8 protein-coding genes are annotated in these 15,005 nt (G+C 67.0%); all 8 read left to right on the forward strand.

Annotation, left to right across the window (positions count from 1 at the left end; translation table 11 throughout):
* Positions 1-359: 359 nt before the first annotated feature.
* Positions 360-1,328, forward strand: coding sequence for a lipase family protein (locus tag ACZ4YL_RS00585; protein WP_468113049.1), 969 nt, complete (start codon positions 360-362; stop codon positions 1,326-1,328).
* Positions 1,325-3,421: a vWA-MoxR associated conflict system protein gene (locus ACZ4YL_RS00590; RefSeq protein WP_468113050.1), complete on the forward strand. Its 2,097-nt coding sequence runs from the start codon at positions 1,325-1,327 to the stop codon at positions 3,419-3,421. The genes ACZ4YL_RS00585 and ACZ4YL_RS00590 overlap by 4 nt, the downstream gene beginning before the upstream one ends.
* A complete protein-coding gene (locus ACZ4YL_RS00595; RefSeq protein ID WP_468113051.1) occupies positions 3,418-4,431 on the forward strand; it encodes an AAA family ATPase in 1,014 nt (337 codons plus the stop codon). Before ACZ4YL_RS00590 ends, ACZ4YL_RS00595 begins: the two co-directional genes overlap by 4 nt.
* Positions 4,424-8,401: a DUF3427 domain-containing protein gene (locus ACZ4YL_RS00600; RefSeq protein ID WP_468113052.1), complete on the forward strand. Its 3,978-nt coding sequence runs from the start codon at positions 4,424-4,426 to the stop codon at positions 8,399-8,401. Before ACZ4YL_RS00595 ends, ACZ4YL_RS00600 begins: the two co-directional genes overlap by 8 nt.
* A 200-nt stretch (positions 8,402-8,601) precedes the next feature.
* Complete coding sequence (locus ACZ4YL_RS00605; RefSeq protein ID WP_468113053.1) at positions 8,602-10,026, forward strand: tyrosine-type recombinase/integrase; 1,425 nt, start codon at positions 8,602-8,604, stop codon at positions 10,024-10,026.
* Between the two features lie 323 nt (positions 10,027-10,349).
* On the forward strand, positions 10,350-11,126 hold the full coding sequence (locus ACZ4YL_RS00610; protein ID WP_468113054.1) for a hypothetical protein: 777 nt from the start codon (positions 10,350-10,352) through the stop codon (positions 11,124-11,126).
* A gap of 308 nt (positions 11,127-11,434) precedes the next feature.
* Positions 11,435-12,226 carry a hypothetical protein gene (locus ACZ4YL_RS00615; protein WP_468113055.1) on the forward strand — a complete coding sequence of 264 codons (792 nt, stop codon included), beginning with the start codon at positions 11,435-11,437 and terminating at the stop codon, positions 12,224-12,226.
* A 586-nt stretch (positions 12,227-12,812) separates the two neighbouring features.
* A complete protein-coding gene (locus ACZ4YL_RS00620; protein ID WP_468113056.1) occupies positions 12,813-14,870 on the forward strand; it encodes a serine/threonine-protein kinase in 2,058 nt (685 codons plus the stop codon).
* Positions 14,871-15,005: the final 135 nt, after the last annotated feature.

Here is a 15,005-nt window from a genome sequence, read left to right on the forward strand (position 1 = left end):
GCCGGGCTCAGCCTCGGCCGGCCAGGATGTCCGGGACCATCTCGGGGCCAGCGTAGCCACGGGCGGGATCCGGGCAGTCCTCCAGGGCGAGCAGGAAATGGGTCACGGTCTCGGGCGCAACACCGGTGGAAAAGTACGCGGTCCACTGGGCGAGGCTGCCCCCGTGGCGGCGTGTTCGCGGACGCCTACGCGAGCGCAACCGTGGTCACCTCTCCGCAGCGGTCTGGGGACCGCGCGGCTGGTCGCACCAAGCATCTGCTGAGCAACATGGCGCTCGCTGGAGGCTCTTCAAGTACCGTACTTGGCTCCTCCCAGGGCAGGATGGTCTTCGTACAGTAGGCCCGGGGGGAAGGCTTGTGGTGACGACGGCAAATCCGCAACTCGTGTTCATTCACGGCATCGGTGGGCTCCGGAACGCAGAGATGGAACTACGGCAATGGCTCCGGGCATTGGCCACCGGCGTGCGGGCGGCCGGACGGGCGGACTTGGTTTCCGCGCTCACCCAAGGCTGGCTGGCTGATGTGAGATTCGCCGACTACAGCGATCTACTCAACACCAAAGGAGCCCAGGGAGGGGTGCCGGGCGGCAGTTCGGACCGGTTCGACGAGCTGGCACTCGTCGACCTGTTGGAAGCCATGCTCGATGAGCTCGCCGAGCAGTTTCCACCGGATTCCGGTACGCCCGATGCCAGGGTCATCGTGCAGGCCCGGCACCATCTCGACGCGCTCTCATCCGGCAGCCAGGCGCAGGGCGTGGGCGAGTTCGCACGGCGACTGGTCTGGGTGACCACGACGCTGCTCCAGCTGCCTGGCCTTCGCCAGACCGCGCAGTGGGTGAATGGCCAAGCGTTCGCGCTGTATCTCTCCCAAGTCGCGCTCTACTTGAACCGACGTGGTGACAAGGCCTCTCTGGGCTCCGCCATCCGTTCCCGGGTGTTGGAGGGCCTGGATCCTGCCCGCCCGGTCATCGTCGTCTCGCACTCCCTGGGCACCGTCGTGGCATACGAAGCCCTGCACGAGTACAAGGGCCCGGTCGCTCTGTGGGTGACGCTCGGTTCCCCCCTCGCGCTCGGCGGCGTGGTCCTGCAGCGTTTGGTGCCACAACCGCCGTCCTGCCCGGACGAGGTGCAGACGTGGCACAACTTCTGGGACCGAAACGACGTCATTGTTGGACGCCCGCGGCTGGCGGACTGGATCGCGCCAAGCAGCCGAGGGGTGAAGGCGGAGACAGCGCCCGTGAAGTCCGGTGGAGTCTGGACCCATACAGCTACCAAATACCTGGAGCACGCAGAGGTTGCCGGGCTGATCGTGGAGGCTCTTCTGCCGTGACGGGCCCTGTCGCAGCAACGGTACCCCGCCATGTGCTGGTGGTCGGCGCCCAGTGCAAAGGCGCGGAAGAACTGCCAGATCTGGAAGACGCGGCGCGTAGTCTCCACCGGGTCCTGGTGGACCCGGATCTTGGTGCCTGTCTCGACCGCGGTGAGGGCGAGACGGGGTCACTGCTCGTGGGCACCGCTCTGGGCAAACCAGCTGTCGAGAAAGCTCTCGCCACAGCAGTCGGCCGGGCGAAGGACGACGGCGGCCCGCTTGTCCTGGCGATGCTGGGCCATGGAATGGGCGGCTGCGGTGGCCCGCTGTACTTCGTCATCTCGGGCAGCACGGGGGACGGAGCGATCCACCAGCTGGACGTGGCGTCCGCGATCGGGACGGTGACAAACGAACCCGGGCTCAGTGGTCTGATAGCCATCGTCGACACCTGCCACGCGGCCGCTGCGCTTCCGGGCCCACAGTCGGCGACGGCCGGACTCCAGCAGGGCAGCCTGAGTCTGTCCGTTCTCTTCGCTGCCTCCGCTCACCTGCCTGCTTGGGACATGAACCTGAGTGTCCAGCTCGCCGAGCTGCTGGAGAGCGGGGTACCAAATGCCGGAGAGTTCTTGACTGTCGACGATCAGTTGATCAAGGAACTGCGCAGCCGTATCAGTACTCAGGAACCCGGCGGCTTCATGTTCAACGGCGCTCCTATGCCCGGTGAGTCGCTGTGGCTGGCCCATAACGTACAAGCCAACGTGCGACGCTCCGTCGGCTCCCTCGGTTCCGTGGCATACGAAAGGTTGCACAAGCTGCTGCGCCCGCTGAAAGGCGCGGAAGACATCAACAGCAGCGAACAGCTCGCGGACTGGCTCGGCGGACTGGGGCAGGAACATCTTGGCCACCCCGCCGTTCAACGCATCCTGGAGTTCCAGCGCGATCTGGCATTCTGTGCTTCCGCCCTCGCCGTCCTCGAGGAGACCTTCGGCAGTGCTCTGACCAACGACTTGCTGCGCAAGGCGGCAGCCCGCGCCGGATTTCCGCTGGATGTGGTGGTCCAGGTACCCTGCCCTTCCCTGCGTGACCTGGTGGAGCACGCAGTCCTTCACCAACCGGCCGAGGACCCCTCAAGGCAGCGCTGGACGCTGGTGCATTTCGTCGCTGCCCTAGCCCACCTGGTCATTCCACGGGATACCCTTCCGCGGCGGCTGACTGCCTGGGCTGCCAAATCGGGTGCCACTACCGCTCTGAACACTCGGCTGATCGAACTGAGTGGGGCAACACCCCGCCTGATCCTGGTGGTCGCCGACGACGGCGGCGAGGCCGTCGTCCGTGTGGACGCATCGCTTCTCTTCGGCTCGGCCGTGGTACACACCGCAGAGTTCCCGTGCGAGCCCGGCCCAGGCGCCCCCGTGGCCGCCCTGGATGATGCCCTCGCGTGGGCGCTCTCCTGGCTGGGGGCAGCGGGCGAGTGGCAGGTACCGGTCGATGTGTCGGTCCCGACTTCTCTGCTGCTGGACCCTCCGCCGGAGGAGTGGCGAGTGGTCCGCGGCCGACGCATGCTGGGCGTCGATTACGACGTCACGACCCGCTGGTCGGGTCTGTTGACACCCCCGCCCGGCATCCGCCTCGATGACATGCTGCACGCCGGCAGCCAGTTGCTGTCTTCGTTGCACGCCCAAGGTCGGGCCGCCGGCCCGTCATGGCTCGACTGCGACGATCTCAGCAGTCTTGAGACGCTGCAGGAGTTGCTCGGCCGCCGTCGTATGGGCGACTGCGTATGGGCAGTGAGCGCCCTGCCGGAGAAGGACTTCGACCTCATGCTGGAGGAACTTCTCATCCACACCCCGGCACTGGTCTGGCCCCGGCGTGGGGGTGTCTCCGACACGCAGGCGCTCCAGGATGCGGTCGCAGAGCACTGGCGCTCGCTGCCGAAGGAACTCATCCGTGCCTTCCAGAAGCGACTCGAGAGCAGCCTCGGCGACGATATCCCTGGCCATCTGGCCGAGATCCGTACGACATGGCACGACGAACACTGGCAAGCCTTCTGCCAAAGACGCGCTGGCCGGGCGGTCGCCGCCCCACAAGACGTGACGCCGAAGGAGCAGGCATGAACTGGACTCCGTACTACACGGGTACGGGAAGCATCCCTGAGGAGCCTCAGACGCTTCCTCCCCCGCCTCCGTGGCGTGCGCCGACGGGCAAGGCCCACTGCGCAGCGGACGAACCGCTGTCCCCTTCCCCGGCGAACACATTCCGACCTGTCCCCGGATTGGTTGACGCGGTCAACACCGCGCTCCATCTGCGTCGGCCCCTGCTGCTGACCGGGCCAGCCGGCTCCGGAAAGTCCTCCGTCATCGAGCAGATCTCCGCCGAGCTCGGACTCGGGAATGTGCTGCGCTGGCACATCACATCCCGCAGCACCCTCACCGACGCGCTCTACCGCTACGACGCCCTGGGCCGCATCCACGCCTACAACCTCCGCGCCATCGAGCGCCCCACCCCTTCCAGAAACGGGTGGGCTGCGCACCGCGCCGCCCGTGCCGCACGCGACGATATCGGGGATTTCGTCCAACTCGGCCCTCTCGGTACCGCCCTACTGCCCGGCAATCGCCCGCGTGCCCTGCTCATCGACGAGATCGACAAAAGCGATCTCGACCTGCCGAGCGACCTCCTCGACGTACTGGACCGCGGCCGCTTCGAGATTCCCGAACTTGCCCGGCATTCGAGGAGCCGAGTCACCGTGCGCACCACCGATCCGGGCATCAGGCACGACATCCACAACGGCCTGGTGGAGTGCCAGGAGTTTCCGGTGATCGTGCTCACGAGCAACGGCGAGCGCGACTTCCCCGCCCCCTTTCTCCGGCGCTGTGTGCGGTTCAGCATGCCCACGCTCACGGTTTCAGCCCTCACCGAAATCGTCGAGGCCCATCTGGAGAAGATCGAGGAAGACACCACCCATGCCCTGGTGAACGCCTTTGTCGACAGGCTGAATCGCGGCGAGAACCTCGCCGTCGACCAGCTGCTGAGCGCGGTCCACCTCCTGCGCGGCGGCCGAATCCAGGATGACGGACAGCGGACGCAGTTGCAGGAATTGCTGTTCCAAGGGCTCGGGCGTGGCTGAGAACCTGGCCGCACAGCTGCTGGCCGCCCTGGCCCTCACCGACCCGGGTGACACCGGCGGCAACGCGCAGTGGGGCATCTCGGGGGCCCTCGATGCTCTTCTTCTCGCCGCCGCCAGATCAGCTACCAGCCAGGCTGGCGTCGTCCCCACCGATCCCCCTCCGGCCGCCGAAGGGGCATCCGCCGATGCCTCTCTCCAGCCGAGGAGCGGGGACGCCGCTGACGACCTGTCGGCGGCCCCCGAAGCCGGTACGGACGCAGGGGCTCCCGGAGCCGCCTCGGTCTGGCTGAGGGACGGCAGCAGCAGCCATGCGATTCCTGGCCGACCCGTGAGCATCGGCCGCGCCGCGGCTCTGCCGAACACGCTCGACATCGGCCGTGCTCTACGCCCGCTGCGCCGGCCGCGGCCGTCTCGGATCGACCAGCGTCTCGACCTGGGCGCCACTGTCGACCACTACACCCGAACCGGTTTGCTCGTCCCCCAACTCGCACCTGCTGCGGAGCCCTGGCTGGAGGTCGTCGTGGTAGTGGACCGTGGCACCTCTATGGCGGTCTGGGACGAGACCTCACTCGCCCTCATCAAGGTGCTGCGCACCCTGTCGGCCTTCCGTAGCGTCCGCGTATGGCATCTCGAGCACCCACCGGAGGCCGCACCCATACTCCGCAACCACCGTGGCCAGCCCCTTCCCATGGACCCGTCCGACCCGCGCCACAACCAGCCGACCCACCGGCTCCTTCTCGTCGTTTCCGACTGCGCCGCTCCCGCCTGGCGCCGGAACGACCTATGGCAAATGTTGCACGCGTGGGGCCGAACTGCCCCTGTGGCCTTGATCAACCCGCTGCCGAAACGCCTCTGGCAACGCTCGGGCCTCGATCTGCCCCGGACAACGGCAACCGCCCCCATCCCGGCATCCCCCGGACGGCTCCTCGCCTACCGCCGCCCCCGTCTCTTCCGCGACGACGTCCCAGGGACGCGGCCCTGGCAGGCACTGCCCGTGCTGCAGCTGGACGCCCGCCAGGTCCTCGCCTGGGCGCGCACCGTGATGCGCACCGACCCGAGTGGCTGCGAGGCCGTCCTCGTTCCGGCTTCGGGGCGGGTGCCCTCCCGGAACCGGGGTACGCGACCGAGTACCGCCCCGCCCGGCACCACAGCAACCGACTCGCAGGTCACAGCTGCGGCCGTAGCCTTCACGGACAGCACGCGCTCCCCCGCCGTCCGACTGGCAATGGCTGCCTCGTCACTCGACGCGTTCACCCTCCCCGTGCTCGACGTGCTGCGTGAACGCATGGTCCCCGAAGCCTCCGTGGCCGACACCGCAGAGTTCCTCACCGCCGGACTGCTCATAGCTGCACGGCAAGAAGACTCGGACATCGTGTACCAATTCCACCCGGCCGCAGCGCATCATCTGCGAGGGCTCCTGAGTCGCGACCAGGCGTGGGACGCCTACTTCGCCCTCACCGACCATCTCGCGGCCCATCCTCAAGCTCCGCACGGTATCGGCGCCGCACTTCACTCACCAACGAGCCAGGAGAAACTCCCTACCGGGCTCCGGCCTATCGCACAAGCAGCTGCGGCAACGGCGCGTCTCCTCGGACTTGAGTCCACAGGGCCTCGCTCTGGTTCTGACGAACAAGCCCACCTCGTGGTCGAGTCCCCCGATGTCGAAAGGGACGACGCCTCCCAGCAGACGCCTGCCCCAGCTATTTCTGACAGTCACCCGGAACCGGTACCGGACGTAGAACTCGCTTTGGACGGCCCCCGGATCGCCGGGGCAGTCCTGCCGAGGAGCGCACAGAGTGACATGCTTGATCGTCTTAACGCCGAACGCGGGATCCACGGTCGGCACCGTAACCTCCTCGTCGCTGCTCCCGGTACCGGCAAGACGACCATGGCAGCCTTCGACTACAAGCACCTGTGCGAGCAGCACCAGGCCGACCTGCGCCTTCTCTTCATCGCAGACAGACAGGAAACGCTGCACCAGGCGCGCCGGACCTTCCAAAACGTCCTCATGGCCGCAGATTTCGGAGAGCCTCTGCATGGCGGCAGGGCTGCTCCCCAACACTGGGATCATCTGTTCGCCACAGTGCAGTCCATCGGTCGGATCTTGGACGATCTGCCACCCGAGCACTTCGATGTGATCGTCATCGACGAGTTCCACGGGGCCGGATCACCGACGTACCGGAAGATCCTGGAGCACTTTGTACCGCTGGAGTTGCTCGGCCTCTCGTCGGCTCCCGAGCGTCTGGACGGCCTGAGCGTCCACGACGCGTTCTTCGACGGTCGTATTGCTGCGGAGCTGCGTCTCCAGGACGCGTTGGCGACTGGCCTCCTGGTTCCCCTCCACTACTTTGGCGTCGCAGACGGCACCGACTTCCGAGCCCTGGACTGGCAGCAAGGAAGGTACGACCTGGCTTCGCTGAACGCCTTGCTGGCTGGCAACGACGCACGAGCACGCCTGGTCGTCAAGGCCGTACGGGACAACATTCCCGACGTGAGGGCCATGCGGGCCGTGGGCTTCTGCACGTCCGTAGCACACGCAGAATTCATGGCTCAGTACTTCCATGAGGCCGGCTTCCACGCCATGGCTCTTTCGGCGGCGAGTCCCCGTGCAGAGCGCCAGAAGGCACTCTCCTCTCTCAGGAACGGCGACCTGCAGGCCCTGTTCTGCGTCGATCGGCTTGGCGAAGGCCTCCGCGTCCCTGAGGTCGACACACTGCTCCTGCTGCGCCCAACGTCGAGCGGCACGCGCTTCCAGCAACAGCTGGGGGTTGGCCTCGCCCTCTCCCCGGGCAAGCGCGTACTGACCGTGCTCGACTTCATCGGTCACCACCGAAAGGAGTTCCGCCTCGGCAACCAATTCCGGGCCATGACGAATCTGGCGGGCAAGCGGCTGCTGGATCACATCGAGCACGACTTCCCCCGCCTCCCCAGCGGCTCAATGATCGCCCTTGACGAGATGGCCAGGGCTCTGGTCATCGACAACCTCAGGGAGCAAATGCGGGGCAGCGTCGCCGACACGGCCCGCGAGGTTGCCCAGTACGGAGAGCATGACCTGAGGCGATACCTGCAGGAGAGCGGGCGGGAACTCAACGATCTCTACCACGGTGACGGCACATGGACCAGGCTCCTGCGACGTGCCGGTGTGCTCGACGGCAACGCTCCCGAAGGTGAGACGGCACTGCTCAGACGGGTGCGTTCGTTTCTCCATGTGGACGACCCGGAGCGTGTAAAGGCCTACACCCTCATGCTGGAGGACGGCGCTCCCCTCTACAGCGATCTTGACGAGCGGGGCCAAGTATACGCCCGCATGCTGTTCTTCCAGCTCTGGCCTTTCGGAGGTCCGGCGCGTGGGGATTTCTCCAGCTACGAAGAGGGATTCACTACACTGCATCGCCATCAGGCGGTACGGAGCGAGCTGCGCCAGATATTGGCGCACAATCGAGACAATGCCGCGCGCGTCCCGATACCTATGCCCAAAATCGGCGGCGATCTCATTGCCCCCCTGACCATCCATGCCTCGTACACGCGGGAGGAGGCCTTGTCCGCGCTCGGACAGGCCGAGATCGGCGGTCTTTTGCCTGCCGAGTTCCGCGAAGGCGTAAAGTGGTGCGAATCTCTTAAAATTGACGCATTGTTCATCACAATGGAGAAAGAAGAGGTGGATTTCTCACCCCAGACCCGTCTACACGACTACGCGTTGAGCAAGTCACTCTTCCATTGGGAGTCCCAGAATCGGACATCTGAGACCTCACCCACAGGAATCCGGTACCGGACCCACATCGAGATGGGTACCCACGTGCTGCTCTTCGTCCGTGAGTCCAAGGGCAGCGACATCGGAAGCGTCCAGCCATGGACACTACTCGGGCCAGCCGAGTACGTCGAACATAAAGGCAGCAAGCCAATGTCCATCCTGTGGAAGCTTAGACACGAACTCCCGTCGGACGTATGGTCATATGCCAGCATATCCTGATCCAAGGGAGCCAAGGAGGCGAGCGGAAGCCTCACAGCACCGGGCTTCCTGCAGCAGCGGGAGGGGTCTTCGGATCGGAGGCCCTTGGCGCACCGACAAGGGAAACCCACAGGTCACGGCCCACCTCGTGGGCAGGGTGATCGCAGGTGATCGCATGCTGAGAGGGTCACCACCACCTCCGACTCTAGGAGGCGATCCCCATGCCTACCACCGTCGGCCGCGGACGTGTCTACCGCCGCTGCGGCTGCAGGGACCCCCACCGCCATCAGCTCGGCGCACACTGCCCTCACCTGCTCACCAACAGTGAGCACGGCACCTGGACCTTCGCCGTCGACGTCCCCAGCCCAGCCCGTCGGCGGACGACCATCCGCCGGGGCGGCTTCGTCGACCACGACGCCGCTGAGACCGCGCTCCACCAGTTCCTCGAAGGCGAGGCCGGAGGATTCGACGCGGACCCCAACCAGACCGTCGCCGCCTACCTAGACTCCTGGCTGGCGGCAAAGGCTCTCGTGCTGAAGCCGACGACGATGGCCCGGTATCGCGACTACGTCCGCAACGACCTCATCCCCGCGTTCGGCACCCTCAAGCTCGACCACCTCGCCCACCGGCACGTCTCGGCCTTCGTCACCAGCCAGCTCGCCGCTGGCCGCGGCCGGACCACCCTCTACCGGTGCCTGGCCACCCTCTCCAGCGCCCTCGGCGACGCGGTCCGGCAACACCGCCTCCCACGCAACCCTGCCAGTCCCCCCGTCCTACCGCGACCACCGTCGCCAGAACGGAGGATCTGGACCGCGGAGGAAGCCGCCCGCTTCCTCGTGTACTGCCACCAGGCCGACCCCGAGATGGCCGACCTGTTCGAGTTCCTCATCGGCACCGGCCTGCGCAAGGGGGAAGCTCTCGGCCTGCACTGGGACGACGTCCACTTGTCGGAAGGCGTCCTCTACGTCCGCTGCACCCTCTCAGCCATCGACAACAGCCGCCTCGTCATCACCACGCCGAAGACCCGATCCAGCCGCGGCTGGGTCGCCATCTCACCCCGCGTCGCCACCGCCCTCCGGCACCGTGCACGAACAACGTCCTGCACCTGCGGCGATCCTGACGACCCGTTCGCTGGACTCGTCTTCTGTCGACCCGACGGCCGACCGCTCGGACCACACCGGGTCCTCGACCAGCTTCGCCGACTGTCCGCCGAAGCCGGCGTCCCCAGGATCACGGTGCACGACCTGCGCCATCTGGCCGCCACCATCACCATCACCGCGGGCGTGCCGCTGACCGTGGTCTCCAAGACGCTGCGGCACTCCACCCTGTCGACCACCGCGAACATCTACAGCCACCTCACCCAGCAGGCAGCCCGAGAAGCCGTCGACACCATCGACCACACGCTCACCGGAGCCGAGAAGGCCAGCCACCAAACGGGCCGTGCGGCGTGGCTGCGACCACCACGCGACCACATCCAGCACCTCCGCGAAGCCCTCAACCAGCTCCGCTCCCCCGCCCCGACCGGCTTCCACCCCACCGCCGACCAACCCCGAAGCGGGCGTGCGACCACACTGCGACCACCAGCATTCCGGGCATGGAAAAGGCCGTCCTCTCATATGCGAGAGAACGGCCTCCGACCTGCATAAAGCATGGTCGGGACGACAGGATTTGAACCTGCGACCCCTTGACCCCCAGCGGGCCCGCTTCAGTTCGGCTCGACGCCGCAGGTCGCTGCCGATCTCACGCCAACGCCAGGAGTCGCCCCAGGCGCTCGATGGTCGCCAGGCCCTCCGCCTCGACTGACGGGAGTGCCCTCCGCCGACCCGGCCGTTCGCTCGGGAACCGGACTGGGCCAGGGCGTTGACCGCCAAGTCGGCCTCTTTGTCGTTGCCGGTCTTCTGCGCGGCGAGGCTGGGGTTCGCCAGCCCGGTGCTGCTGGTCCATGGAGGGGGTGGCAGGATGCCCGGTCATGGCAACGAGAGATGGCAGCGATGAGGCGTACGTCGTTGGGTTGTGCGAGCGGATCCTCGGGGAGAACGCCCTGCCGCAGCACAGGTTCGACTGGCTGCTCGGAGATCCCGGATCAGGCGGCCGACGAGTCCAACTGCCGGTCGACGCCTTCTGGCCGGGCCATCAGCTGGTGATCGAGTACCGCGAACTGCAGCACGACCAGCCGATGCCTCACTTTGACAAGCCGAACCGCCTCACCGTCAGCGGTGTCCACCGCGGCGAGCAGCGCGCCCTGTACGACGCCCGGCGCGATGAGCAGATCCCCGCGCACGGGCTGCGCCTGGTCCTCATCCGCCCCGCCGACCTGGATGCGGACGGCCGCGGACGACTGCGCCGCAACGAAGCGGCCGACCTGGCGGCACTGAAGAAGATCCTGGCCCGCGCCAGTGACGAGGACCGGGTCACCGACACCTTCCGCACCTGGCTACTGGCCGAAGGCTGGACACCCATCGATCCCACGGACCGGTGGACCGACCTCGAAGCCGTACGCGGCCGGGAACGGGTGATCTGCGAGGCCAAGGGCCGCACCAGTGAGAAAGGCATCGACGCCGACATCGCCTATGGCCAACTGCTGCGCCGCATGACGAGCCAGGACCCGCACACGCGCTACGCCCTCGTCGTGCCGTCCTCCTCCCTCAAGGCCGCCGCACGCGTCGCGGCCCACGTCCGACAGCTCCTGCACATCGACGTCTACGAGGTGACGGACGACGACCGGGTGTGCCGGCTGACCGACTGATCGGCGCCGCGTACTGCGTCGGTTTCGGCTTCGCCACCAAGGTGTCCTCCGAAGCCCACGCGCCGTACGCTGCCACCTCGTTGCACGAACCGGACACCAGGCGTTGCGGCGCGGAGTTGCCCTCCAGGCCAGTTAAGTCGAGATCCGCCGGCATGCCGGAGACCGCACCCCGCCTGCCCTGTCTGAATGCGAGAATGCGGCTCTTGGCCGGAGAGTGCATTGGCTCAAACTGGGGCACAAGCACCGACGAAGCGGGGGTTGCTATGACATTGGCCATGTGTCCACTGTGCAGCGACGATGAGGACATCGTGGTGGTCCGCACGTTCGACGGCGGACGTCGGCTCGTGAAGCACCGGTGCGGTTACGAATGGGAGCACAGGGAGCCCACCGTCCCGCATAGGGACCCGCTCCGCTCCTTCCAAGACCTCAAGACCCGTTTCCCGAACGCCGAGGATGTCGATCGTGAGCAGTTGGAGCGCGTGACCCGGCTGAAGGAGCAGTACCTCGCTGTCAAACCGGCCCTCGACCCCGACGTGGCAGCCTACTGGTCGAAGTACCAGCAGGTCTTCTCCCCCGACGGGCTGTGGACCTGCGACCCCAGAACCCTCAAGGACTTCGCCAACTCCGAGGTCGGAGCCCGCCCCGGCAATCAGGCCACCTTCAACTCCGCGTGGAACGACATGGGCGACACCGCGGCTGGGCAGGCGACCCGTCAGACGATCGAGTACCTCCTGCACGGACCTTCCGACGTGCCGCTCGAAGACCGGCTTGAGCACCTGCTGTCCGGCACCAAGCCGTTCGCCATGACCGGCTTCAAGGAAGCCCTCCTCACGAGGGTCCTCTGCGTGACGTACCCCGACCGCTTCCTGACGATCCTGAAATACACGACCGAGGCCGGCGGCAAACGCGAGATCGCGCGGATGGTCTACGGCCTGGAGCTGCCGTCCCCCGAGTCGGTGAACTGGACCCGCGGCCGGCTCATCCTGTGGAGCAACGACCTCCTTCTCGACCTCGCCGGCGAGGGCTTCGCCAACCGACAGCACGCCGCCGCGTTCCTGTGGTGGGCCAAAGATCAGCCCGGAGGGCGACGGGCAGCTTGACCAGGGTTCCGTCGACCTTGACCACGCACGGCCTCCCCCTGGCCACCTTCCACGCCTTCGAAACTGGGCCGGCCTCCGCAGGGGCCATAGGTCTGCCGTCGGCGTAGATGAACGGCGAGAGCACCAGGTCACCACGCACAATGCCGGACCTTTGAGCCAGTGTCCTCAACCGCGCCAAGGAACTCGTAGCCCGTCCGGCAGCCCTGGACGCCAGCCCGTGCTGCCGGTGTACCGCGGGTGACGGTTCACGAACTGAGGCACATGGCCGCCACCATCACCGCTGGCCCCCCTCACCGTCGCCTCCAAGACCCTGTGGCCCTCCCTGTCGACCACCGCCAGGCGTAGCCGCCTTGACCAATCCTCGAGCTGCCACCCCTCGTTGCGGCGGTCTGCAGATACCATCCAGTTTCCAGGCTTGGGGGGCTCTTCTGATGGGTGCGTCCAGCCTCATCGCGCTCCATCGCAGAAGAGGAACGGACGCCCTGTGAGCAGTGCTCGCGCTGGCGGGCGGGTGCAGCCTGCTCGTTCTGGTGACCCTAGGCGGGTCGGCCCTTACCGGATCATCGGCCGCCTTGGCTCGGGCGGCATGGGTACGGTTCACGCGGGCCTCGATCCGATTGGACTGCGGGTCGCCGTCAAGGTCGTCAACGCCGCGCAGGCCGAGGACCCCGAGTTCCGCGCCCGCTTTCGCCGTGAAGTCCAGCTCTCCGCCCGCGTCCAAGGGCCGTGCCTCGTACCCCTGCTCTCGGCCGACCCCGACGCCGAGACCCCGTGGCTGGCCACCACCTACATCCCGGGCCTGACCCTCAACCAGCACCTGACCGCCCACGGTCCGCTCACCGGCGGCACCCTGTACGCCTTCGCCACTGGCACCGCCCAGGCCCTCACGGCCATCCACGCCGCCGGTGTCGTCCACCGGGACGTCAAACCGCAGAACGTCATCCTCAACCCCGCCGGGCCCCGCGTACTGGACTTCGGCATCGCCCACGCCGCGGACGGCACGTCCGTCACCCGAACCGGCGTGATGACCGGCACCCCTGGATGGATCAGCCCCGAGCACTACCGCACCGGCACCGCCGGCCCCGAAGGCGACCTGTTCGCCTGGGGAGCTCTCGTCGCATACGCCGCCACCGGCCGCCTGCCGTTCGGCACAGGCTCCCCCGACGTGGTCGCCTACCGCATCATGTCCGCCGAACCCGACCTCGACGGCCTCCCCGAGGGACTGCGCGGAACCGTGGAGAAAGCACTCACGAAAGACCCCGGCGAGCGGATCACCTCCTACTCGGCAGCGGAGGAGTGCGCCCGCCTCCTCTCCGCTCAGGCAACCCAGGTCCTTACCGCCGACGCGGGGCTGGAACCGACCACGGTCCGCGACTTCGTGGCCACCGAATGGCACGTGCCCGGCGCGGAGGACCCCGCCTGGCAGGCTCCTGCCGTGGCGGCCCGCAAGCGCACGCTCATCGTCCTCGTTGCCGCGGCGACCGCCGGCGCTGCCGTCGCGGGCGGCATCGTGGTCTTCGACTCCAAGGGCCTGGTTGACCCGGACGCCAACTCAAAGGGCACGGTCAGCTCTGCAGCGCCCTCCGGCAGACCTGCCGCAGCCACGGCTTCCGCCACCACGGGCGAAGTCAGGACCACGCCTCCGGTCGATCCACGAACCATCAAGGTCCCCATGGATCCACTTGCAGGAGTACCCAACCCCGCCTACACCCGGGCCGGTGACGAGTCCCAGCCGCACCCCGACACATGGCGGACCAGCACGCGCGCCAGCACTCCCCAGGAACAGGACGCCGAGCAGGCGATCCGCGACCACATGACATCCATGCTGGCCACCAAGGACATGGACTTCATGAAGCCCACGATCACGTTCAACCTGCGCGCGCAGACAGTGATCGTGACCGGCGGACCGGTCCCACAGCTTCCCGAGAACTACCAGGAGGTATTCCGCCGGGCCGGGCACGTGGCCGCCTGCACCGTCCTCGCCCACCGGCTCAAGGACAACCCCACCACCTGGCCCTATGGCCGCTTCTCCATCCACTGGAAGACATCCGACGGTGACACCGAGGCAGCCGCGCTCGGCTACGGAGAGGCCACCAAGGGCTGCTTCAGCGAACTCGCCGGCCAATGGCACGGCGACGAATCCGGCATGGCAACTGCGGAACTCCCCAGCAGCGACAAGGTAGAGATCCGCATCGCGGACGCCACGGTCAAAGCCGTCACCGCCACCTGGAACGCCAACACGCCAAAGACGAACGAAGCCCCCTCAGCACACACGACGGCATCAGTCTGGGCTTCGATCCCGTCGAAAACGCCGCATACATATGGACCGACGACCCCAACAACCGTTTTGCCAGCCGCGCCGCTCAGTCCAACCTCAAAGGCGCCGTCGAGGAGGCCCTCTGCCGCAAACTCATGGAGGAGTTCAACACCAACAAGAGCTGGAAGTACACGCGCTGGACCGTCGCCGTCCTCAACGCGTACACCAATGGCCGCCAGTTCATCGGTTCCGGCACCTGCACTCCGTGAGCCGCTCAGAGCGGCGCAAGCTACCACCTATCGCCCACCTCCTTGCAGACGAAGCCGACGACTGCGTCGAAGTCACCCGCCTGGTGAGCAGCCGCGTATGTCCGGTACACAACGCTGACTACTGCGAACTCGTCCAGCATGAAACGCGCCGCCGTCGACACCATCGACCACACGCCGACCAGAGCCGAGAAGACCAACACGCGTACAGACCGCCCTGCGTGGCTGCGACCACCACGCGACCATATCCAGCGCC

The sequence above is a fragment of the Streptomyces sp. NPDC030021 genome, from assembly GCF_055574035.1.